This window comes from Rhizobium quercicola (assembly GCF_021168455.1).
Taxonomy (GTDB): domain Bacteria; phylum Pseudomonadota; class Alphaproteobacteria; order Rhizobiales; family Rhizobiaceae; genus Ferranicluibacter; species Ferranicluibacter quercicola.
This window is the reverse complement of sequence record NZ_JAJOZR010000022.1, coordinates 1-20,592: the sequence shown is the minus strand read 5'-3', so window position 1 is coordinate 20,592 and position 20,592 is coordinate 1. Positions and strand designations below refer to the sequence as shown.

Annotated in this window: 23 protein-coding genes; 6 read left to right on the top strand and 17 right to left on the bottom strand. The window is 59.5% G+C overall.

The window, feature by feature from the left end; genetic code table 11:
• Positions 1 to 128: 128 nt before the first annotated feature.
• The 4 genes from LRX75_RS22645 to LRX75_RS22630 all read right to left on the bottom strand — a co-directional run bounded on the left by LRX75_RS22645 (position 129) and on the right by LRX75_RS22630 (position 4,067).
• Entirely contained in the window at positions 129 to 884 is a 756-nt protein-coding gene (locus LRX75_RS22645; RefSeq protein WP_231816847.1) for a hypothetical protein, read from the bottom strand.
• Between the two features lie 463 nt (positions 885 to 1,347).
• Complete coding sequence (locus LRX75_RS22640; RefSeq protein WP_231816846.1) at positions 1,348 to 2,253, bottom strand: AAA family ATPase; 906 nt, start codon at positions 2,251 to 2,253, stop codon at positions 1,348 to 1,350.
• A 9-nt stretch (positions 2,254 to 2,262) separates the two neighbouring features.
• A complete protein-coding gene (locus tag LRX75_RS22635; RefSeq protein WP_231816845.1) occupies positions 2,263 to 3,390 on the bottom strand; it encodes a hypothetical protein in 1,128 nt (375 codons plus the stop codon).
• Entirely contained in the window at positions 3,387 to 4,067 is a 681-nt protein-coding gene (locus tag LRX75_RS22630; protein ID WP_231816844.1) for a hypothetical protein, read from the bottom strand. Before LRX75_RS22630 ends, LRX75_RS22635 begins: the two co-directional genes overlap by 4 nt.
• A 122-nt stretch (positions 4,068 to 4,189) precedes the next feature.
• On the opposite strand from LRX75_RS22630, the gene LRX75_RS22625 reads away from it, so the two are divergent.
• Together LRX75_RS22625 and LRX75_RS22620 are read left to right on the top strand one after the other, a co-directional pair.
• The gene (locus LRX75_RS22625; protein ID WP_231816843.1) at positions 4,190 to 4,420 is read left to right on the top strand and encodes a maltose acetyltransferase domain-containing protein; all 231 of its coding nucleotides are present in this window, start codon (positions 4,190 to 4,192) and stop codon (positions 4,418 to 4,420) included.
• 114 nt (positions 4,421 to 4,534) lie between these two features.
• Entirely contained in the window at positions 4,535 to 6,109 is a 1,575-nt protein-coding gene (locus tag LRX75_RS22620; protein WP_231816842.1) for a type IV secretory system conjugative DNA transfer family protein, read from the top strand.
• A 16-nt stretch (positions 6,110 to 6,125) separates the two neighbouring features.
• Here LRX75_RS22620 and mobQ read toward each other — a convergent pair whose 3' ends face one another.
• The gene (gene mobQ / locus LRX75_RS22615) at positions 6,126 to 7,409 is read right to left on the bottom strand and encodes a MobQ family relaxase (protein ID WP_231816841.1); all 1,284 of its coding nucleotides are present in this window, start codon (positions 7,407 to 7,409) and stop codon (positions 6,126 to 6,128) included.
• 233 nt (positions 7,410 to 7,642) lie between these two features.
• On the opposite strand from mobQ, the gene LRX75_RS22610 reads away from it, so the two are divergent.
• Positions 7,643 to 7,981, top strand: a complete 339-nt coding sequence (locus LRX75_RS22610) for a hypothetical protein (RefSeq protein ID WP_231816840.1) — start codon at positions 7,643 to 7,645, stop codon at positions 7,979 to 7,981.
• A gap of 33 nt (positions 7,982 to 8,014) precedes the next feature.
• Here LRX75_RS22610 and LRX75_RS22605 read toward each other — a convergent pair whose 3' ends face one another.
• The 6 genes from LRX75_RS22605 to parA all read right to left on the bottom strand — a co-directional run bounded on the left by LRX75_RS22605 (position 8,015) and on the right by parA (position 12,339).
• Positions 8,015 to 8,230, bottom strand: a complete 216-nt coding sequence (locus LRX75_RS22605; protein ID WP_231816839.1) for a hypothetical protein — start codon at positions 8,228 to 8,230, stop codon at positions 8,015 to 8,017.
• Positions 8,231 to 8,696: 466 nt separating this feature from the next.
• Entirely contained in the window at positions 8,697 to 9,002 is a 306-nt protein-coding gene (locus LRX75_RS22600; protein ID WP_231816838.1) for a type II toxin-antitoxin system RelE/ParE family toxin, read from the bottom strand.
• Positions 8,992 to 9,267: a ribbon-helix-helix domain-containing protein gene (locus LRX75_RS22595; protein ID WP_231816837.1), complete on the bottom strand. Its 276-nt coding sequence runs from the start codon at positions 9,265 to 9,267 to the stop codon at positions 8,992 to 8,994. The genes LRX75_RS22600 and LRX75_RS22595 overlap by 11 nt, the downstream gene beginning before the upstream one ends.
• 825 nt (positions 9,268 to 10,092) lie before the next feature.
• Positions 10,093 to 11,316: a replication initiator protein A gene (locus LRX75_RS22590; RefSeq protein ID WP_231816836.1), complete on the bottom strand. Its 1,224-nt coding sequence runs from the start codon at positions 11,314 to 11,316 to the stop codon at positions 10,093 to 10,095.
• Between the two features lie 112 nt (positions 11,317 to 11,428).
• Positions 11,429 to 11,695, bottom strand: a complete 267-nt coding sequence (locus LRX75_RS22585; protein ID WP_231816835.1) for a plasmid partition protein ParG — start codon at positions 11,693 to 11,695, stop codon at positions 11,429 to 11,431.
• Positions 11,692 to 12,339 (bottom strand): ParA family partition ATPase, encoded by a 648-nt coding sequence (parA, locus tag LRX75_RS22580; protein WP_132449843.1) that lies wholly within the window; start codon positions 12,337 to 12,339, stop codon positions 11,692 to 11,694. The genes LRX75_RS22585 and parA overlap by 4 nt, the downstream gene beginning before the upstream one ends.
• A 204-nt stretch (positions 12,340 to 12,543) precedes the next feature.
• Between parA and LRX75_RS22575 the strand changes: the two genes are divergently transcribed.
• Positions 12,544 to 12,840 carry a hypothetical protein gene (locus LRX75_RS22575; RefSeq protein ID WP_231816834.1) on the top strand — a complete coding sequence of 99 codons (297 nt, stop codon included), beginning with the start codon at positions 12,544 to 12,546 and terminating at the stop codon, positions 12,838 to 12,840.
• 53 nt (positions 12,841 to 12,893) lie between these two features.
• Here LRX75_RS22575 and LRX75_RS22570 read toward each other — a convergent pair whose 3' ends face one another.
• Together LRX75_RS22570 and LRX75_RS22565 are read right to left on the bottom strand one after the other, a co-directional pair.
• Positions 12,894 to 13,247 (bottom strand): DUF3768 domain-containing protein, encoded by a 354-nt coding sequence (locus LRX75_RS22570; RefSeq protein ID WP_231816833.1) that lies wholly within the window; start codon positions 13,245 to 13,247, stop codon positions 12,894 to 12,896.
• The gene (locus LRX75_RS22565; protein ID WP_132449846.1) at positions 13,244 to 13,450 is read right to left on the bottom strand and encodes a hypothetical protein; all 207 of its coding nucleotides are present in this window, start codon (positions 13,448 to 13,450) and stop codon (positions 13,244 to 13,246) included. Before LRX75_RS22565 ends, LRX75_RS22570 begins: the two co-directional genes overlap by 4 nt.
• Before the next feature lie 458 nt (positions 13,451 to 13,908).
• Here LRX75_RS22565 and LRX75_RS22560 point away from each other — a divergent pair, with 458 nt between their 5' ends.
• Positions 13,909 to 14,865, top strand: coding sequence for a toll/interleukin-1 receptor domain-containing protein (locus LRX75_RS22560; protein WP_231816832.1), 957 nt, complete (start codon positions 13,909 to 13,911; stop codon positions 14,863 to 14,865).
• 84 nt (positions 14,866 to 14,949) lie between these two features.
• Here LRX75_RS22560 and LRX75_RS22555 read toward each other — a convergent pair whose 3' ends face one another.
• From LRX75_RS22555 to LRX75_RS22540, 4 genes are all read right to left on the bottom strand, one after another.
• A complete protein-coding gene (locus LRX75_RS22555) occupies positions 14,950 to 15,450 on the bottom strand; it encodes a hypothetical protein (protein WP_231816831.1) in 501 nt (166 codons plus the stop codon).
• Between the two features lie 68 nt (positions 15,451 to 15,518).
• Positions 15,519 to 16,145: a TetR/AcrR family transcriptional regulator gene (locus LRX75_RS22550; protein WP_231816830.1), complete on the bottom strand. Its 627-nt coding sequence runs from the start codon at positions 16,143 to 16,145 to the stop codon at positions 15,519 to 15,521.
• Positions 16,142 to 17,680 carry an FAD-dependent oxidoreductase gene (locus tag LRX75_RS22545; RefSeq protein ID WP_231816829.1) on the bottom strand — a complete coding sequence of 513 codons (1,539 nt, stop codon included), beginning with the start codon at positions 17,678 to 17,680 and terminating at the stop codon, positions 16,142 to 16,144. Before LRX75_RS22545 ends, LRX75_RS22550 begins: the two co-directional genes overlap by 4 nt.
• 95 nt (positions 17,681 to 17,775) lie before the next feature.
• The gene (locus LRX75_RS22540) at positions 17,776 to 18,084 is read right to left on the bottom strand and encodes a hypothetical protein (protein ID WP_231816828.1); all 309 of its coding nucleotides are present in this window, start codon (positions 18,082 to 18,084) and stop codon (positions 17,776 to 17,778) included.
• 218 nt (positions 18,085 to 18,302) lie between these two features.
• Between LRX75_RS22540 and LRX75_RS22535 the strand changes: the two genes are divergently transcribed.
• Entirely contained in the window at positions 18,303 to 20,459 is a 2,157-nt protein-coding gene (locus tag LRX75_RS22535; protein WP_231816827.1) for an ATP-binding protein, read from the top strand.
• Positions 20,460 to 20,592 lie beyond the last annotated feature (133 nt).

The following is a 20,592-nucleotide window of genomic DNA, read 5'->3' as shown; positions in this document are numbered from 1 at the left end:
ACAAGACCTACGCCGTTTGCCAGCGGTTGGTCATCAAGCCGGATACGCAGCGTTAGTCGAGCTGCTTGGCCGAAATCACCTGAATAAGCTGCCCTAAAGAACGTGCCAGTTCTCCGGGTGCAGCGAAATTATTTGCCTGTGGTATAAAGCTCCGAAGGCTCAAAAACGCGAAAATCATCGTCGTCCGGTCCGATCACCTGCACGTTGATGGTTGTGTTGCGGGCGATCTCGATCGTGTTTTTGTTGGGCGTGTAAGACAGTTTTTCCAAGAAGCCGGTGCAGCTGACCGTGTAGCTCAGTTCGTAGGTGCCAGCGTCAAGCTCGACCCCGCCTGAGGCGGCGAAGTCTGTCTTTCGCCATTCCGGCGCTAGAACCTCCCGGTCGTCCAGATTGATCTGCGACACACACTCCAAACTGGGGTTAAGGAAGCGGGTATTATGACTTGTGGAATCCATGGTGATCCGAAAGCCATATTTACCGGACGACGCGGCTCTGAATAAGGCTTTGGCTCGATATTGCACAAAATTGGATACCGGCCCGTCTTTCAGGCTCAGTTTGAACGGCAGTTCTCCGATCGGCACATGGGCTCGGGCTATCGACAGTTCCTGCGGACCGTCTTTTCCGTAGGGAAACAACTCGATCTGCCATCCCGGTGTCACCTTTGTTCGGCCTGCCGCTGGCTTTGCAGGGATCGCGTCAGCAGATTCAGCCGGCGGGTTCTCCAGCGCGTCCAAACGTTTCTCCATCCGTTCGAACTTGTCGTTCATGCCCTGCAACAGCTGGAGGATCTGCTGTTGCTGATCACCCGACGGCGCCTGCTGCGCGGCAGCAAACGAGGGCAGTATTAGTAGCCCGGCCATCACATTCACGAATCTTACCATCATCAGTACCTTCCTCAACTACATCAGTGCGTGGTGTCCTCAACCGGCTTCAGCTCGGGCCGATCACGCGGTCGCATCGTGCCGGGATTCGTCTCGATCTCGATCTGCATTCCTTGCAGCTCTGCCCTTGGCTTCAAACCCGGTCCAGTGGGCTGGATCTCAACCTGATCGAGTTCCGGTCGATTCACGGGAGACATACGCGTAGGGCGCTTGGCAACAGGTTCGTTAGCGACTGGCGTCCGGACGGTGGCTCTGAGCCCGGGGGCCGATGCATCGGCGGGTGGGGTGGCCTTGTAGGGGGAAACATAAGTTGCCGGGCCTGTCGCCGCAGGGCTGGAAGGCGCTGCGGTCACCCCTTCTCCCCCGACAACCATCCTTACGGCCGTGAAGATGGTCATGGCTGCCGTGCCCCAGAACACCAACGGGTTTTCGACCCGGGTTCGATGGAGCGCGGATTTGATCAAATTCACTGTGCGCCCTCGATGTCGCTGCGCTCGAGGGTTAGCAGCTCCTTGTCGGAAACCGCTGCAAGGTCGGTCGTGGCCGCGATCCGCGACGCCTGCGCCATGACGATCTTCTCGAACCGGCTGCGCACGTCGCGCGCATTGCCGAAGGATTCGTGGCCGGACATTTGGTCTAGGTCGCGGATCATGCTCTCGACCTCGCGAGAGGCTTCGGGGGTCAGGGTGTAGCGGTAGCTCCGGACCAACCCGTCAAAAATGTCCCGCAGTTCATGGAATTCGTAAGAGGGGAAATTTATGAAAAAACCGAACCGCGACCGCAGACCGGGATTGGCTTTATCGAGGAACATGTTCATCTGGGTCGTATAGCCGGCGCAGATAACAATCAGCCGCTCGCGGTGATCTTCCATGGCCTTCATCAGGGTATCGATGGCCTCGCGACCGGCCTTGTCCACCTGCCCGCTGTCCGTAAACGTAGAGCCCGCAAGCGTGTAAGCCTCATCGATGAAGAGGACTCCGCCCATGGCTTCCTCGACCTTCCGCTTGACGATCTGCGGGGTCTCGTTGGCATACTGGCTGGTAAACGTCGAGCGATCGACCTCGACCACATTGGGTTTGGCGATCATGCCGATCGAATACAGGATCCGGCTGATCTTGCGGGCGATCTCGGTTTTACCTGTTCCCGGTGGTCCCATAAACACCATGTGGAAGCTGATTGGCGGGCGGGGCAGATCCCGATCGCGGCGCACCTTCATAAAGCGGGCAAAATCCGCAATCCGGTCAATCTGACGCTTGACCTCTTCGAGCCCGACCATGTCGGACATTTCCTGGTGAACCTGGAGCAGGATCTCGTCGCGGCGGGTAGCAACTGAGGCTGAGGCATTGCCGAAGCGTATTGGTCCTTGGGTCATGACGGCCTTCTATAGTGCGAGGTGTTCGGCAGCCCGTTCAACGTCTGCCTCGGTGATGGTCATGGTGTTGCTGTCGCGTAACCGGCTCATCCCCACGCCCAATGAGCCTTCAAACAGCTGCCGCACGGTGATGGCATTGGCAAAAGCGGCGGAACTTCGCACCTCGGAAATAGAACGGACAAAGCGTTTTCTGGCAAGATTGTCCCAGCTGGTTTCACTTTTTTCAATGAGGGTATCGAGTATAATGCCGACGTGGATGTCTTCCAGCTCCGGGAACGGGATGTCCCGCATCACAAACGCCTTTTCCCAAGCCGTTCGGACCCCTGCGGTGGTCTTTAGCCGCCGCCCGAAGCCCGGTCCTCCGATCATGGCAATCCAGAGGCGTCCAGGGGCCAGCTGGGCAACATCGGACAAGGCCCTGCCCACTGCGGCAGCTTCGGCGTCCAGCAACCAGTCTGCATCCTCAAACACCACGAGCTTGTCGAGCCAGTCTGTGGCGGCTTCATGGATCGAGCTGTAGAGTTCGCCGGCAGGCCTGCCACGTCCGCTATCGGGGGCGAATTTGGCAGCCCGGTCATCCTGAGTCAGGCCAAGGCCGTACAAGACCTTGGCGAGGTTCGCGGTCACGGTCATGCGGCCTGTACCACGCGAACCTGACAGCACAAATAGCGTCCCTTGCGACAGGCCATGCATACGGCTGCGCAAGATACCGGTATGCTCGGTTGCATCCAGCAGATCTTCAAGACTGCCACGGACACTATCGAGGCCTTGTAGTCCTTCAATACCTTTGATCCCAGCGCTGAGGGTGCGTCTGCGATCAGGTTGGCGTTGAACAGACGCCTGAGCAGGCGGGCTTTGCGTTAAGGGCGATGTGACATTTGCCGTGGCGGGGCGCGTCTGGATTGGGGGCAACGTCCAGTCGCCGTTCCAGACCCTGCGCAAGGTCACGACGATCAAGGTCAGGAGCTTTACCTCATACGCCACGTTGCGCAGAGTGATCGCGATCAGGGCGATCCAGAACACGCTACAGACGAGGTACAGCATGATGGCGTTGCTGAAGAGCCATACGCCCAGAATGGCGACGCCGGCACAGATCAGGACAGGCCGTACCCAGATCGAGGGCTTTACGTTGATCATGCGCCACTCAGAATCAGGTTGAACGTCTCGCCCGGAGCCATGATTGGCATGGGGACCGTCCCCGCATCAGTGGTTGCGGCAACAGTGATCCCAGCTCCTCCGTCCCGGATCCCCTTCACCACAAACGCATCGCCTTGCCCGCTGATCGGAACCGCGATCTGTTGTGGCTGCTTGGTCAGGGCGATCGTCCTGGAAAACCCGGCTCCGGTTAAGGCAATGACGTCGCCGTCCTGCACCTGGTCGTCCCAAAGCGTGAGCCAGCCCAGATGCGCGCGACCTTCGACAAGGTCCTGTTCAAGAGCCTGCCTTGCCTGGGGCTCCATGCCCATCTGTGCCAGAACCTCGAGGCGGGCGGCATCCGGAACCGCGCTCAATCGCAACGGCCCATGAGACTGGAACGTGGCAAGTCGTGCAGCCCTGGCCGCATCGGTCAGAACCTGGTCGGCGGGCTGACGGTCTTGCCGGGATTGCATGAAAACGCCGACAATGGCGGCTGTCGCCAGACCGGCCAGCACGGCCCACCCGACCACCCGGGGTGGCAGCACGTTGACTGGCGGCCGCGAGGTCTCGGGCTCTGTCTGAATGTCCTCCTCAAGGCGATGAGGTGTAAGAACGATCGGCGATCGCTGCGGCTTATGCGGGCCACGCTCTTTCTGTCCCCGTTCCACAACGCTCATCCCTACTGCAACCTCACGACGATTTGTACCGCTTTCCGTGCACTTGTCGAGGTGTCAGCCAAGCTGTTCAGGGTGACTTCCATAAGTCGGCATTCCAACACGTTTCACCACAGGAGCCGACCATGTGCGCCAATCATCCTGACTACAGCGATCCCAAGATTTGGGAAGAAGCCCTCCGTAACCGCCCCTTCCGTTTCAGACAGATCGGTCCGCCGGAGAATCCCAATTCGCCAGAACTTATCGCCGACCGTCTCGCATCGCGTCAGCGGTGCGAAGAATACAATACAGAGCAGGCGCGTCGCCGGAAAGAGAATCCCCGCGGTATCTTCCTGACTGCTGTCTGCATCGACTAGTAACGACGGAGGCCCGATGGGCCTCCACTTTTTGGATTGACCCTATCCATCTCCCATGATGCTTTCCAAGGCACTGGCACTGGAGCAAATGCTGCAGGAGTGGGAAGATACCGCATGTTTTTCCTTAAGGGGTTTTTCACGACGCTGCGCTGGCTCTTCCGGGGTCTGTGGTGGGTTGTGGCGAAGCTGTTTGGCGGGCCACTGCGCAAAGGCAGCCACGGCTCCGCGCGCTGGGCGCGCCGCTGGGAGCAGTGGTGGCACGGCGCGATTTCCGGTGAGGGCGTCCTTCTCGGCCGGGGCGCATTCCGCAAAATGATCCGCTTCTCGACCGATGGCCTAGTCATGGTGTTTGCCTCCACGGGAGCCGGCAAGGGGCTTGGTGTCGTCATACCCTCCCTGCTGACCTACCGGGGCTCCATGGTCGTGACCGATCCCAAGGGCGAAAACTACGCCATCACCCGACGACACAGATCGTCGTTCGGCAAGGTCAGGATGCTCAACCCTTCCGACATCGCCCGTTCGGACCGCTGGAACCCGATGGACATCATCCGGGCCGAACACGCTGCCGACGATGCCGCCGCCCTTGCAGCCCTGATGGTCAAGCCGGATGCCCGCGAGTCCCATTGGGACGATAAGGCCGCGTCGTTCCTGACCGCTCTGATCCTGCATGTCATGGCCGAAGCGCCTGCCGACCGTACACTGGCAACGGTCCGTAAACTGTCAGTCGGCGGGCGGGAAACCTTCATCGAGACGATGAAGGAAATCGCTACCAGCTCACAATCGGTGGTCGCCCAGGAAGTGGCCTCGGGCGCCATGGCCAGCGCGATCGACAGCGAAGGCAATTTCTCTCCCGAGTTCCAGTCCATTCTCTCCAACCTGCAGAAGGCGACCGAGCCCTGGTCCCGGGGCAAACCTGCCGGCAGGCTCTCGGCCCAGTCCACCTTCCAGCTTTCGGAACTCACAGACGGGATCTCAACGCTCTACCTGTGTGTGGACGAGGAATTTCTCGACATTTATGACCGGTGGCTGCGCGTGATGGTCGGTTGCATCCTCAAGACCATGACCCGTGCCAAGGCCAGACGGCCCGAACGCAAGGTCGTCCTGATGCTCGATGAGGTCGCTGTTCTCGGCCGCCTCGAGACGCTGGAGAAGCAATCCGGGTTGCTCAGGGCCTACTGCACACCCGTTCTGATCTGGCAGAACCTGCCGCAGGTCCGCAAGGTTTACGGCGAAGACTCGGCGGCGTTCCTTGCCAACGCGTCGGCGCGGGTCTTCTTCGGCACCAACGATAACGACACGGCGGAGTATGTCGCACGCATGGTGGGGAACACCACCAACTTATCCAGCTCGCAGGGCACAAGCATATCCGCCGGCGGACCTGCAAGCCACCAGCAGGGTTTTTCCGAAAGCGGCTACTGGTTGCTCGATCCCGCAGAGGTGCAGCGGCTGCCGCCGACAAAGGTGATCGTCAAACTTCGCGACCAGCCGTTCTCGATCCTCGGGCGACGCCTGGACTACCGGTATACATGGCGCTGGCTGGGACTGTGGGACCAGTGGCAGGCGTCCGCCGTTCAGGGGCTCAATTCTGTGCCGCTGCCACCGGTGGATGACACTGACGATCTGCCGCAGCCGTCCTTTATAGTCCATCACTCCAGGGCACGATCCCAAATCGGCTCACGCCTTCCCTGACCGCGTGGCTTGGCGCCTAAAAGATCCTCTCGCGGGACCGTCCACGTCCCCTTGCACTGGATTTTCCAAGGCTGCGACCGGCAAGGCGACGGATACCCACCATCCATGACTCGACTTCACGGGCCCTGCCAAGGATCGTTTCACGGCGCTGCGCGCCCCGTGCCCCGACCCCTTGAAACAGGCTCACGAGCGACTTCAACTGCTCGAGGCGCTTGCGGGCATGCGCCGCCTGGCGTTGACGCTCGGCCAGTGCCGCCTTTTCCGCCTCGGCGGCTTTCCAGCGGTTAAAACGGAACTCCTTGCCCTTGATGACACCCTCGAGCTTGAAGGTGATGCGCCGGTCCCAGTAGTCCATCTTGCGTGCCAGCCGGTTAAAGCGCCGATCGATGGCCTTGAGATCGCGCTTCAGCTCCTCGTTGTTGCCAACAAGGATTTCGCGAAGGCGGTCGATGCGACTGCCCCGGTCACGGGTCAGATAATCACGTTTGCGCCTGGTGGCAGGTGCTGCCTTCCCGTCCCGCTTTCGCACGGGTCCTACCAGACGTTGACGGCTCTGCGGCGCGCGATCGTGAAGCTTCATCTGGCGTGGTTTCGGACCGACGTGGATCTCCGGCTGGCGCTTGAGTTCCAGGGCCGCCGCATGATCCTTGCGCGCCACGGCTTCATCACGCTGGGCCTGCAGGGTCCGGTGATCGACCCGCTGGCGCTTGCCGGCACGCTCGAGCGCCATGTTGCAGGCGAGCGCCCATTCGGAGCGCCAGACGTTCAGCATTTCCCGGCTGTTCCACTCGCGTGTCTTGACCGGATCAAGGCCGTCGGGTGTGGCGCGGCGCATGGTCAGCATGACATGGGCATGATGGTTGCGCGCGTTCTGGCCGTCCTCAGTTACCGGCGCATGGAGTGCCAGGTCTGCAACCATCCCGCGCCTCACGAACTGAGCGCTGACAAAATCCCGCACCAGTTCGAGCCGCTGAGCAGGATCCAGTTCGTGCGGCAGGGCCATGTTGAATTCGCGGGCGAGCTGCGCATCCTTGCGCGTCTCCATGGCCTCCACGGTGTTCCAGAGCGTTTCACGGTCCTCAAGCCATGGCGCGCTTCCCAAAGGCGCCATGATTTCCGCATGCACCACGCCTTTACGGCGACTGTAATCGTGGCCCCGGTTTGATGACCGGTCTGTGAGCTTTTCTCCCGCGCGGTAAGCGGCAGCCGCCACGGCGTTGGAACCCGGCCGACGGGTCCCGTCCGGGTTCACCTGCACGCTCCGGCCCAGCACCTGACCGGAAAAATGGTAGATCGCCAACGTTCGACCTCCCCGTCTGCACCGGCGGAAGTGGCCTGATTACCACTTCGAATTTTATGACCGCTTGCGGTCATTCCTTCCCAGCGGATAGCCACCTTGTGGCTGCTGGGACACCTATGTTGCGAAGCAATGTATAAGTGCGCTATTACTCTGTCACTCCCCCCTCTGCACTTTCTTCTAATGTTCTGCTAGCCTCACCCCGCCACCCCTTCCCTCTCGCCAGGTTCTCCGTCATGGTTTCGCTATGGATTGGCAGAATTGCCGCAGCGCTGATCTGTGCCTTTGGTGTCGCCTGGCTGTTCGACTGGGTCACCGGATGGTGGCTGGGCTGGAACCACATCGCGATCTGCGGTTACACGGGGGCCATCGTTCAGCTGGGAGGGATGCTGGGGGTACTCTGCACAGCGTATGGGTTTGTGGCTTGGGCGGTGTCGTTCTTTAAGAGCCAGCAGGCGCTGCAGATGATCATCGGCGGCGTCTTGATCTACGCCGTCCCCTCCGTTCTGCCGCACTACCTCGGGGTGGATTGCGCGGCGCCTGCCGCTCCGACGCTACAGCGTTCCCTGCCCTGATACCTGCCGTACCTTGGTAATTAAGGAAGGCGCCTAAGCGCCTTCCTCCTCAAGAGGTGCGTACTCAGCCTCGAACGAGGTCTTGGCAGAAATTTCGTGATGGAACAGCTTCGGGTTGCGATTGTAGAGGGCGCGGGCCTGTTCGCAGGCGTCGTGTTCGTCGGTCGCCATGAACTCGAGCGTGCCGCAGTCGGTGGTGATCTTGCAGGTTACCCAGAAGAGGCTTTGGGGTTGGTTGTGGCTGGTCATGTGGAGGTCTTTCCCTGGTTATCCGGTCGGGCGTGTGCGGCCGGTCGGGTAAGTTTGGCAACGCTGGAGCTGAGGCGCCTTTGGCGCCGGCCGCAGTCATCAGGCCACACGGGAGCGCAGCGAATGGAGCGGGCAGCCTGATTGACGGCGGCAGCCGGTGGTGCAGAACCCCGACCTTTCCGGCCGTGCACCCTGAACGGTCCGGGACACTCCGCCTGAACTGCACGTCCGATCCGGCCTCATCGACTACCGGCATTTATACATCTCAAATTTTCGGCCGCCGCGCTTCGCGCGTACCCCTGGGGGAGACCCCCCGTGCCTCAAGCTAGGTCTGGAACATGACGTACCCCCGGGGGCTGTCTGCCCCCGGACCCCCGAGGATATTTGCAAGAGGAATGGGACTGAAGAAGATGTCCGGAGAGGCGTCCTGGTGCACTTGGGGCGGCATCTGCGGCGGTTGGGAAGGCTAGTTGTCGTCCCACGCGTCGGGAAAGTCGCGGCCGCCGTGAAGCAGGCGCAGGATGCGCACTGTGTCGCCTTCGACGCGGAACGCGATCGAGGTACGGCGCTCAAACCCGATGATCCGGATCCCCTCACCCAGTTCGGTGCGAACCGTCCCGCGTTCAGGGAACGTGGTCAGCTGGCGACACGCCAGCTCGATGCGGCCAAGGTAGGAGGCGGCAATGTCGAGGCCGGCATGTTCGGCAATGTAATCGTGGAGTGCCTTGAGATCGGCTTTGGCCTGCGGTCGGAATACGAGCTTATGCGCCACGCTTCTCGGCCTTCACCATGCTCTCGTGGTGCGCCCGCAGATCCGCGAACACGTCGTCAGCGGCAAGATCCGGACGCGGATCGTCCAGCGCTTCCTGGATCTTGGCCCGCCAGATCGTGTTGACCGCTTCGCGCTCACGCGCCAGCGCCTGCACGGCAGCCCTTACGGCCTCGCTGTGGGACTCAAAGGCGCCGGAGGCGACCATAGAATCGAGGACCTGCTGTTGCTTGCCGAGGGTCAGGGTGATGGATTTGCTGGTGCGCATGTGGTTTCGTCCTTTGACCCCTTATACCATGACACGACAGTGTCGTGCAGCATATTTCTGACAGCCGCAATCTTGCCCGTCCTGCGGTCATGGATCTTGGCAACATCAGCAGCCTGTGATTCACTGGTAGCACGGTACAGGCAGGGATGCCGATGACCGTAGAGGAATGGGCGCCATCACCTTCGGGTGATGGCAACCTCCAGCGGCCATAGCGCCCCGTAGAGACGTTTTGTCTCGCACGACACTCCGACTTCATGTTTTCCTATAAAAACGCACTGGCAGGCTTCTGCCTGCCCCTCAGCGCCATTCCTCTTGCAAATATCCCGGGGTCTGGGGCAGAGCCCCAGCGGGTAGCTTATTTTCCCGAAGATGGTGCACCAGCATACGTTCGGTTCAAAAAAACGTCCGTCTTTGACCGACGCCGTCAAAATTCTTCAAATTAGACAAATTGAAAAAATTCAGAGGCATCGCCTCGTTTTTCTAGTTTTCTATGTTTTATATAAGTTTTAATAGAGTTTTAGGGCAAAAAAATGTCGAATTACCCCTAGGAAACATAGGGTTACGAGGAGGCCATGTCGGCCAAGTACGGTTTGTCGTCGGTCAAGTACGGTTTGTCGTCGGCGAAAAACGGTTTGTCGTCGGCCAAGTACGGAAGAATGTCGGCGGTGTACGGTTGCGACAAAAACGATCCACAGCTGGAAGTGAAATGTGACAGCCGTTTTTTGTCGTCGGCCAAGTACGGGACGCTGCGACAGATTTTGTCGTCGGCCCAGAACGGGCTTTCCGGTATTTTTGTCGTCGGCCAAGTACGGAGCCCGACAAAAATCAGGACGCGGTCAGCAGCTCGGGGTCGGCTGGCTTGCCGTAGCCGTCACGGCGGCGCATGTGCAACAGCATGCCTTCCCTGCCCTCTTCGAACGACAGGTCGAACTCGGGCATCGGGAACGCCTGTGTCCGCGTCACGAACTCGCGCAGGTCGTAGGCGAACTTGCGAAGCTCCTGCGTGGAACCGCTGCGCTCGTGGACTTCCTTGACGTAATATTTGGCGGGGGACTTGCCGGCCGCCTTGCGCGCCAGCCGGTAGATGAAGCGGCCTAGGCCCGAGCTGATCAGGAAGTAGTCCTGGTGCAGCGTTAGCAGCGGCAGGGTGGACTCGTTGCGCACTACACTCGTGTAGACCCAGTCGGGTATGACGATCTCGACCATGTCGATTTTGTTCGCACCGGTACGGCTGACCACGCTGTAGCCGCTGATCAGCGGCCGGCTGTCGACCGCACGGCGCTTGCCGCCGGAGAGATTGACCACCTTGATCGTGGTGTTGGCGAGACGGTCGAGGGCCGCCTCGAGGTCTTCGTAGGATTTGCCGCCGTCGGAGCGCCGGCTGAATTTGAGGATGTGCGATGCATTGGGCCGGTAGACCTTGGGCGGGAGCGTCGGCCGCAGGCCGCGCTTCTCTGCCTTGCGGTACTGCTGCACCTCCTCGGCGAGGTACGAGACCATGTTGAGGAAGATGTCGTAGTCGAACACGGTCGCGAGCCCGGACTCCGCGCCGCCCTCGATGGTAATGAGGCTGTCTTTCAGCTCGTACTTGATAATGCCCTTGTTAGCGCGCTTGCCGAGGGAGAAGGGTGCGACGTCCATCAGGTTGACGTCGTCCTTGATCGGCGCGTCGTAGATGGTCGGGACGAAGAACATCAGCTGCGCGTCGTCGTTCGGTGGCGTGCGCAGGACCCGCTTGGGATTGGTCTCCTGCATCAGGACGGCGGTGACGTCGTCCTTGATGTGCCCTGAGCGGATCGCCTCCCCGAGGCTCCGCAGGGCGCGGTTGATGCCCCCTCCCCCCAGCTCGTCGAGCTTGAGGTCAGCCCAGACGCGGCGGCTATAATAACGGCGCAGCCGGCTCAGCGCGTCGCGGTCGAGAACCACGGGATCGCGCTCGTTGGCCTCGGCGAAGCGGTCGGCGAGGCCCTGCAGGTAGCTGTTCTTTTCATGGAGCGTCAGCGCACCGAACTGGTCGCGGGGCATCAGGTCGAGCGCGGAAGATTTCATGCCAGTATCCTATCCCGACTCCGCACGCGGGCCAAGCATGGCGTCAACGCCGCTGGCCAGCTCACAGGCAGAAATCCGGATTTACAGAAAATCGTAAAATCGTATTTGTGCGTTAGGCCGCAAATTCCTTTTCCAGAAGCTCGCGGATGACGTCGGACATCTTGATGCCGCGCATGGCGCACTGGCCCTTGATCCGCTTGTGCAGCTCCTCGGTGATGTCGATCGTGAGGCGCTTGCTGGCTTCCATCTCGGCACGGATCGGCACGACCTTGGAAGACCTGGGGGCTTCGGACACGTCCGGCGTGGTTTCGCCGACCCACGCGTCCGCTGCGGCGATCGGTTTGGCAATCGGCATTTTCATGGAGACCGTCTTTTTCATGCGGCTTTCCTCTTTTCTGGTTTGCTGATGAGGTGCTGGCCAAGCGACGCGATCTCGCGCGCGGCCTCACCCTTGGGATCGACCTCGAGGACCGACAGGCCCTGCCCGGCGCTCTCGGCGTAGATGACGCGCTGGTGCAGCGCCATCGGCAGCACTGGAATGCCCTCGAACTGGCCAAGCGCTTCGGTCACGTCGCGCCCGATCGCCGTATTTGCGATTTTACGATTTATTACAAATGCGCCTTTCAGGTTTTCCTTGAACTGCTGGGCTTCCTGGATCAGGCGCACGGTCTCGGCGGCGGCCCAGATGTCGTAGGGCGACGGCTGGACCGGAATGAGCACCAGGTCGCTCGCGAGGATCGCGGCGCGGCCCAGCTCGTTGACGCGGGGCGCGCCGTCGATGACCACGACCTGGTAGTCCTTGGCGATGTCCGGCAGTTCCTTGTGCAGGGTGGCCTTGGCCATACCGACGACGCTGAACAGCGGCTCCGCGTCGCGGGCGGCGGACCATTGCAGGGCGCTGCCCTGGGGGTCCGCGTCGACCAGCAGGACGCGCAGGCCGGACTTGGCAAAGGTTGCGGCGAGATTGACGGCAATGGTCGTCTTCCCGACCCCGCCCTTCTGGCTGAGTACGCCAATGATCATGTCGTCGCCTTTCTGTATTTGCTGATAATCGTATTTCCGGTTTTACGATTCCACGATTTGGCACTCTCCGCCAGACGTGGTTAAGGCTTTGCTAACAGCGGTGTGGGAACCGTACCACATTTGCGATTTTACGGAAAATCGTAAAACCGGAACATGCTTGCTCGCCGCCCGCGTCTGCGCCACACTCCCTCGAGGGGAATTTTCATGAAAACACACTGGAGCTGGCTCGTGCTTGTCGCAGGCCTCGCAGCCTGTTCGGACAAGCCGGAGAAGGTCTGGATCGTCGTAGACCTGATCGACCCTGCCGGCAGGCCTGCGCAGATGGCGTTCGATAATCCGCGCGTGCCTGACATGACGATGCAGGATTGTGAGGGCGCCCTCGCGTCAGCGGTCCCGACCCTGATGGAAGGGATCAACAGCCGACCCGAGAGCCGGGGCAGCCGCTACGTGTCGGCCAAGTGCGTGCCGTCGGCGACGGACCCGATCAAACCCAAGGCGTAAATACGATTTTCTGCAAATGTAATTTTACGGAAGGGGCCTAAGCCCCTGAACCGTTAGTATTCATCGGCGCGCATCACCGTCAGGACGCGGCTGGTCACCGTCGGATCGGCCGGATCCGGCGACAGCATTTCCATTGCCAGGTCATAGTAGTCGATCTTCCAGAAGTATCGCGTGCCGTTGTGCTCGAAGGCACCGAAGTCATGCTCGCCGTGCGGATCATTATCTGGCGTGAACGCATCGAACCAGCAGACCTTGTCGAGTACCGCGACGCGCTCGTCCTCGGGCAACTCGTTCACGCTGCGGGTGATGACCAGCTGGCCGAAGGGCGGGATCGGCAGTCCGCGCAGCATATCGTTGAGCTGGCGGATCCGCGAGGTCCGGTCGCCCCCGGAGGGGAGGGGGCTCATTGCCCCGCTCCAGTCTGTTCGGTAGCCTTGGGTTTCCGGACGGTCAGGCGGCCGTTCAGGGGCAGGGCGGCAAGGCTGAGGTTGAAGCCTTCTCCGTCGGTGTGCGACCAGGCGGCGCCGATCTTGGTCCAGTGGGCTTTGTCCCCTTCACCCTCGACGACGTATACGGCGTAGTCGGGCTTGCTTTTCTGGGTCTGTGTCATGGTGGGTTCTCCCCTTGGTTATCCGGCTGCGCCTATCGCGGCCGGTCGGGGATCTCAGGCGGACGCCATCCAGACCTGTCGGTCTCAGGCATCGGCCACACGGGAGCGCAGCGAAGGAGCGGGCAGCCGCTTGCCGGAGAAGGATGGCTACGCATACCCGACCGTTTCCGGCCGCAGGTGCAGATGACACCGGGAGTCTCTGTCACTGACTGGAAGCAAGCCCGACTGCCTGAACGTGGGGCTGCACACGCACATCTGGATCGACGGGCCGTATTTGCAGATTTACGGAAAATCGGAATTACGGAATTCCGCAAAACCTGAATCCAGTCATGTCTGAGCGCGTAATATGACACCGAGCAGGGTGACGGATTGAAATCGCATGCCTATGGGACCAATTGCATCCTCTGCGCGTAATGTAGGTTATAGCTTCAGGCATAAAACGTATATGGGCACGGATAATGACCGATTTCTTTGTGAGCTACACTCATCCGGACAGGCAGTGGGCTGAATGGATCGCCTTTGTTCTGGAGGAGGAGGGGTACACGACCATCATCCAGGCTTGGGATTTTCGGCCTGGTAGCAATTTCGTCCTCGAGATGCAGCAGGCAGCAGCAACCGCCAAGCGCACCGTAATGGTCCTCTCACCGGCTTACCTCACGTCGAAGATGGCAGCGCCGGAATGGGCAAGTGCGTTCGCGCAGGATCCTCAGGGGCTTGAGAGGAAACTCATACCCATCATGGTACGTGAGTGTAAGACCGAAGGGCTGCTTCCCACAATCGTTCAAGCTCGGCTGATGGGTATGGATGAAGCGACCGCACGCCAAACACTGGTGGCAGGCGTTAAGGACGAGCGGGCCAAGCCTTCCCACCGGCCCGGCTTCCCAGGCGGTCCCTCCCAGGTCGACGCAAAGACGTTTCCCGGTTCGGAAGGTCAGATGTCGCAGCCTCAATCTCAGCCGCAGCGGAGCAGCCTGCTTCCGAAAATGAAGATGCAGTGGACCGACCGCGATCGCAGGCAGTTTCTCAAGCAGGGGTTTGAGACGATCCGCCAGACCTTCGAAGCCAACCTGCAGCAGGTAACCCGTGAGGAATCGCGACTGGAGTTCGACTTCACGCCTTCATCCGCAACTGATTTCTCGGCCGAACTTTTTCTGGACGGTAACAGCAAATGCAAAAGCCGTATCTGGATCGATAACGCGATGGGCCATGACAAGATCGCGGTTCAGGAGGGACGCACCAGCGGCAACGGCTATAACGAGATGCTTGCCCCGTCGCTCGACGGAGAACTGGTCTTTTCCGCCAGCATGGGAACGAGCTTCCAGCAAAGCGGCGAGGGAATGAATCTCAAACAATTATCTCCCGACGACGCGGCGACCTATCTCTGGGAGCGGTTCGTCAAGCCGCTCTCCTATTAAAGAGAGCTGCAACGCAGGCTTGATTAGACTTAATTTCTAAACATCGAAAATCTGGTTTGCGGAGATCAATTACCAAGCGAAACTTTAGGTTCTTCTATGCCTGGAACGGAAGGCCAAAGCTATAAGGCTGCTTACCGCGATTAATGCTGACAGCAAAGCGACCCATTCGAGCTTTCCTGTCCATCTTGGTTCAGCACTAAATGTACCTCCATAACTATATTTACAATCAATTTTTATGACAGCATTGTCGCAACTCCCTTTCTCCCGAGCTTTGTCGACATGGAACGATATTGTATAATCTGGATTGGCTGCTTGATAGCGCTCTAAAGTGGGTTGTGCTGCTGCTTCCGCTCCTTTTCCGTCGACATAATCTGTTTGTAAATCAGGTATGTTTCCTAATGGAGGAGGCTCACAGACATGAAATCCGCGACAGACGTTTATAACATTTGCCGGCAGATCTTTTGCCTTGTCCAAGATAGTGGATCCGACAACAAGGAACGCGGCTACCGTAAATAAGACACCATAGATTTTCCGCCCCGGAGTCTTCGGAGAAAGCTGTCTCGGTGCTTCAAAACCGTCAGACATTAGCTATTCCTCATTTCATAAGAAAATAACTGAAATTTCTTGCTTAAGAGGTAATACTCCTGGGGCACCTAGTCCATAAAAATCCCGTTAAGGATGGCTTGGGAATGCTGGGCGGCCAGTGCGTCCAGGTCCGGAGCCTGATCACTCTCCGAACCGAACACCTCATGGAACAGCAGGCCCATGATCATCGGCGCGACGATCGACATGGCGTACAGCTTCGGATCTCCTGCCCGGATCTCGCCCTTGGCTTGCGCGGCGGCAATCAGTCCGGTCAGCAGCCCCAGCATGCGGGCCACAACCTCGTCATGCCAGATGCGGGCCAGGTCAGGGAACGCCCGGCTCTCCGCCAGCACCATGCGCACGATTCCGGGGATCCGGCCATCGCCAAGCCTGCCGGCGGCGCGTTTCAACAGCACGGGTACCAGTTCGGCCACCGATCCGTCGAATGCCGCCGAGGCCTGCTCCACCGCCTGCAGGTTGGCCGACAGCGCCTGTCGCGCCGTAGCGCGGAACAGGTCTTCCTTGGTCTCGAAGTAGAGGTAGAGCGTGCCCTTGGCCACGCCCGCCCGCTTGGCGACCTCGGTCAGCTTGGTGCCGGCAAAGCCGTGCTCAACGAACACGTCCATCGCGGCGTCGACAATCTCCGCCGGACGGGCATCCTTCCGGCGGCTCCATTTGGGCTTGGTCTCGTTCAAGCACGGTTCTCCAGACTGAGGCTCCGGTTACCGAGGTAGGCGTCCAGAGCAGCGGTCGACTGGTCGCTGAGAGCCAGCCCGACCCATGTATCCGGGCGTACCAGATAAAGGCCGTCCTTTGCGAGACCGGCTTTCTTGTGGTCGGGTGTCCAGTCGAACACGTGCAGCGGGACGCCATGCTCCTGGCACCACCCGGTGAGTGCCGGTGCAGCCGCGCCGTAAACATGAACCTGCCAGCCGATATCGCTTAGCGGCGCGTGGTTGTCGACGCCGTCGATCCGCACCCACGGCAGCCGGTCGCCGCCCTCAATCGAACCGGCCTTGCCCTGGCTCAAGGGACTGTCGTCGTAGCTGAGGGTCGTCTGCGAGATCAGCCGGAACATCATTTCGCGCACACTGTCGATGCGATAGGCGGTCCCGATCAGGGTCGGGGCGATACGCGTCCGCACGAAGTCCGCGAACCCGCCCTGCACGGTTGCGAACGTGAACAGGCGGTCGGTGGTGTCAACCAGCTTGCGGGCGAAGGGGCGGCGTTCCAGGTCATAGCTATCCAGCAGACTGTCACTGGCCTGTCCCTTGACCACGGCGGCGATCTTCCATGCGAGGTTGATGGCGTCCTGAATGCCAGTGTTCATGCCCTGTCCGCCCGCCGGGCTATGGACGTGGGCGGCGTCGCCGAGCAGGAACACGCGGCCATGGCGGAACCTGTCTGTGACGCGGTGGTGCACGCGGTAGGTCGAGAACCAGTTCACCTTGTCAACCTTCAGGCCCATGCTGTCGATCGCCTTGTGGCCGACATCCTCAAAGGTCAGGGATTCCGCGCGCTCGGCGCGCTCGTCCTGGATCACGCCGATCAGACGGCACTGGCCGTTGTCGTAGGGCATCACCATCACGAAGTCGGACACGTCGAGGCAGACGTTCATTTCATTGGCGGTATCGAGACCGCTGACCTCGGCGTCGGCCACGTAAAATACCTGCTTGTAGGTGCCGCCCTCGAACTGGTTGCCCAGTGCGTGGCGGACCGGCGAACGCGCGCCGTCACAGCCGGCCAGATAGGTGGCCTTGTAAACGTGCTCCGTGCCGTCCTTCGTCACGCGGGCTTCGACATGATCGCCGTGGTCGGTGAAGTCCCGCAGCTCGGTCTCGCGCTCGATCTCCACGCCGAGGGCTGCCAGCCGTTGGACCAGCAGGCGCTCATGGCGGTCCTGCGGATAGGTCAGCACGAACGGATACTGGGTCACGTCTTCGCCGGCCTCGCCGAGCGAGACATGCGCCCTGCGCTGGCCGCGGGCCCACATGTTCATGCTGGCGGTTTCCATGCCGGCGGCGATCACGGCGTCGGCCATGTCGAGCTGGCGATAGAGTTCCAGCGTCCGGGCCTGCACTGCCATGGCGCGGGAGGTCGTGCCCGGGCCGGTATTCCGGTCGATCATCCGGACGCGGACGCCCTGTTTGGTCAGCCAGAGGGCCAGAACCATGCCGGTCGGCCCTGCGCCGACGATGAGGACGTCGTCCATACCAATCTCCTTGTTCATTTTTTACGCGCCTCCACGTAAATGACCCTTTGGTCATTAAATGTCAAGGTTGGGGAATTGTTGCATCCCGTAAGAGAGATTTCGAAGGCATCGGATCAAAACAATGCCAGCTGCCGGCTCTCTTCCTCCTGCAGCTGCCAGCTGCCGGACTGTGCCGCCGCGTCCAGTGCGGCGGTGACAAACGCCACCGACCCGCCGGCCTCGTTCACCAGCTCCGGATCCGTGAAATGCGACAGGAAGCCGGTCTCGGCCAGGGGGAGGGGGCACCGCGCCGGCACCTCCGAGGTGAGGGTCAGGTGGCAGGGGTTGTAGCCCCCGATCGCCAGCCAGTTGCACTCATAGGTGATCCGGATGCGGATGCCGCGCCAGTCGATGTGGTGGGTGTCGTAGCGGTGCTCTTTCATGGTCAGGCCTCTGTATCCAAGCCGTCACAGGAGAATCCGGCCGGGTGGTGCGGGCGCACGGTGCGCAAGCGGCGGAGCCTCGGCCGGTCTGATTGTCCTTGCGGCGCGGGGAGGGGCTGGCCCCTAAGATCGCAGCGTCCGAGCAACATGTTGTTTTGCGATAGACATCCCGCTTTTTCGGTAGACTGCACAGCAGAAAAGAAAGATGCTCTGGGAACATGAATACCCCAGTCCAGAAAAACACTTTCAAATCTCGTGCTCGGCTGCTTCAGCATCTTGGTGACCAGCTGATAGGCACGCCGCGTCTTGCAGTTTTCGAACTTGTGAAGAACGCCTATGATGCGGATGCATCTCGCGTTGATGTCTATATCAAAGGAATAGGTACAAAGCGGCCGTCCATTGAAGTTGTTGACGACGGCACGGGAATGTCACTGAAGACCATCCAAGATATATGGTTGGTCATCGCGCATGATCACAAAGAAAAAACGCTACAGCAGAGATCTCGTACGGTAAAGGGAAGGCTTCCTCTTGGTTCTAAAGGATTGGGGCGCCTCTCCGTACATAAACTTGGAAACAGGATCGAGCTTGTAACTCGCGCAGCAGGAAAGAAAGAAGTCGTCGTCCGCATAGACTGGAATGAGATGATGTCTCATGAGTTTCTGGATGATGCAGAAATTGATATCGAGATCCGCGACCCTGAGGTTTTCACGAACAAGAGGACCGGCACCAAAATCACGATTGATGAGCTGCGCGAGCAGAGATGGACGCGCGGGGAAGTCAGACGTCTTTACCGTCAGGTCACTTCCATTTCGTCTCCGTTCAGCAGCAGGGGGCGTGCTGACTTCAAGGCGATGCTGCATGTGCCGGATTACCCTCAGTGGATCCAGAGGCTTCCGGATCCGATCGAGCTTCTCAAGCGGGCTCCATGGAGGTTTGTGTTCAAATTCGATGGAAACAATTTCAGCTACCAGTACAATTTTCGGCCTATCCCGGGAATTGCCCGAGAAGCAAGAGAGGTGAAGCAGGAGGTCGGCCACCTTCTTATTCCCCCGCCACCAGCTGAAGACGACGATCCATTATTCAGTGGGAATGTTCCGACAACCCGCATGAAGAAGGTTGTTGCAGATACTGAGATGCTTCGCGGAATAGGACCTGTCTCTGGAGAATTTTACGTCTTCGACCTGTCGCCACTTATCGCAAAACGCATGGGCGAAACCAAACTCATCCGGGACTTTCTCGACGAGAACGGAGGGATTCGTGTCTATCGAGATGATATCCGCGTTTACGACTACGGTGAACGGAACAATGACTGGCTGGGGCTGGATCTTCGACGTGTCAACAACCCCACGAAGGGGTTAAGCCGGAACATTGTTGTAGGGCACGTCTCGATTTCTCAGGAAGGCAGCGATGCTCTTGTAGAAAAATCGAACCGTGAAGGTTTCATAGAGAACGCAGCGTATGAGGTTTTTCAGCGGATTGTGCTGGGAGCTATCGAACCTCTTCAGCGCGAGCGCGAGGTTGATCGAAAGGCCATTCGCGAGCTCTTGGGAGAGGCAAAGGATCCTGAGAGCAGAAGCATCATGGAACCCGTTGCAAAGATCAGAAGCATCGCAAGCCGCAAGGGGCTTTCAGCCGAAATAGACCCGCTGCTTGACCGGATCGAGTTAGAGTATTCTTCCATGAAGGAGCGTCTGCTTACTACAGGAATATCAGGCACCAGCTTGGCTGTCGTATTTCATGAGATTGAGCAGGGAATCAAATCTCTTTACGGCAATCTTGAAAATCAGCCCAACCTTTCCGCAGTTGCAGGTCAGGTCCGGGAGATGATGGGGCTCCTTGATGGCTTTTCTGACCTGCTCCGGAAGAAGGACAGAAAAGCTACCGACCTCAGGAACCTGGTCGTTCGCGCCCGGGACCTCAGCCTGATCCGGTTCCGTCACCACAACGTACGGCTTGTGTGTCCCCCGCTGCAGGACACCTTCCCTCCGGTGATGGTGTCGTGTTCGTTCGGCCTTACTCTCGGAGCACTCACCAACCTGATTGATAACGCTATTTTCTGGCTTCGTGTGAGGTGGCCAGACGAGAGCGGATCTCCAAAACGCGCCATATACATCAATATTGAAACTGATTTCGAAGGTGGTCCTGCAATCGTTATTGCAGACAATGGACCGGGATTTCAGGACACGGCGTCGGAACTTGTAAGACCATTTTATACCCGCCGTCCGGAAGGGATGGGAATGGGACTCTATTACGCCAACATGGTGATGGAGCTGAATGACGGTGCACTTGTGTTCCCCGACCAGTCCGAAACCAGCATTCCGTCAACGTTTGATGGGGCGATCGTCGCCTTGCGATTTGCAGATATCAGGGAATAGCCATGTTCTTGTCCTCCCGCTTTGTTGTTGTCGATGACAAACCAGAGCATTTGAAAGGTATCAAGGAGAGTCTTGATGCCTTGCGGTATGACTGCCACACGCGTCTTTATGAGGAGGAGAGTGTGGGAGGGTG

Excerpts from the sequence above, each read along its gene's own strand:
- LRX75_RS22575 (WP_231816834.1), top strand. The coding sequence starts at position 12,544 with ATGAAAACACACTGGAGCTGGCTCGTGCTTGTCGCAGGCCTCGCAGCC.
- LRX75_RS22545 (WP_231816829.1), bottom strand. The coding sequence starts at position 17,680 with ATGAACAAGGAGATTGGTATGGACGACGTCCTCATCGTCGGCGCAGGG.
- LRX75_RS22595 (WP_231816837.1), bottom strand. The coding sequence starts at position 9,267 with ATGCGCACCAGCAAATCCATCACCCTGACCCTCGGCAAGCAACAGCAG.
- LRX75_RS22610 (WP_231816840.1), top strand. The coding sequence starts at position 7,643 with ATGGTTTCGCTATGGATTGGCAGAATTGCCGCAGCGCTGATCTGTGCC.
- parA (WP_132449843.1), bottom strand. The coding sequence starts at position 12,339 with ATGATCATTGGCGTACTCAGCCAGAAGGGCGGGGTCGGGAAGACGACC.
- LRX75_RS22645 (WP_231816847.1), bottom strand. The coding sequence starts at position 884 with ATGATGGTAAGATTCGTGAATGTGATGGCCGGGCTACTAATACTGCCC.
- LRX75_RS22555 (WP_231816831.1), bottom strand. The coding sequence starts at position 15,450 with ATGTCTGACGGTTTTGAAGCACCGAGACAGCTTTCTCCGAAGACTCCG.
- LRX75_RS22605 (WP_231816839.1), bottom strand. The coding sequence starts at position 8,230 with ATGACCAGCCACAACCAACCCCAAAGCCTCTTCTGGGTAACCTGCAAG.
- LRX75_RS22540 (WP_231816828.1), bottom strand. The coding sequence starts at position 18,084 with ATGAAAGAGCACCGCTACGACACCCACCACATCGACTGGCGCGGCATC.
- LRX75_RS22570 (WP_231816833.1), bottom strand. The coding sequence starts at position 13,247 with ATGAGCCCCCTCCCCTCCGGGGGCGACCGGACCTCGCGGATCCGCCAG.
- LRX75_RS22620 (WP_231816842.1), top strand. The coding sequence starts at position 4,535 with ATGTTTTTCCTTAAGGGGTTTTTCACGACGCTGCGCTGGCTCTTCCGG.
- LRX75_RS22560 (WP_231816832.1), top strand. The coding sequence starts at position 13,909 with ATGACCGATTTCTTTGTGAGCTACACTCATCCGGACAGGCAGTGGGCT.
- LRX75_RS22535 (WP_231816827.1), top strand. The coding sequence starts at position 18,303 with ATGAATACCCCAGTCCAGAAAAACACTTTCAAATCTCGTGCTCGGCTG.
- LRX75_RS22565 (WP_132449846.1), bottom strand. The coding sequence starts at position 13,450 with ATGACACAGACCCAGAAAAGCAAGCCCGACTACGCCGTATACGTCGTC.
- LRX75_RS22640 (WP_231816846.1), bottom strand. The coding sequence starts at position 2,253 with ATGACCCAAGGACCAATACGCTTCGGCAATGCCTCAGCCTCAGTTGCT.
- LRX75_RS22585 (WP_231816835.1), bottom strand. The coding sequence starts at position 11,695 with ATGAAAAAGACGGTCTCCATGAAAATGCCGATTGCCAAACCGATCGCC.
- LRX75_RS22630 (WP_231816844.1), bottom strand. The coding sequence starts at position 4,067 with ATGAGCGTTGTGGAACGGGGACAGAAAGAGCGTGGCCCGCATAAGCCG.
- LRX75_RS22625 (WP_231816843.1), top strand. The coding sequence starts at position 4,190 with ATGTGCGCCAATCATCCTGACTACAGCGATCCCAAGATTTGGGAAGAA.
- LRX75_RS22590 (WP_231816836.1), bottom strand. The coding sequence starts at position 11,316 with ATGAAATCTTCCGCGCTCGACCTGATGCCCCGCGACCAGTTCGGTGCG.
- LRX75_RS22635 (WP_231816845.1), bottom strand. The coding sequence starts at position 3,390 with ATGATCAACGTAAAGCCCTCGATCTGGGTACGGCCTGTCCTGATCTGT.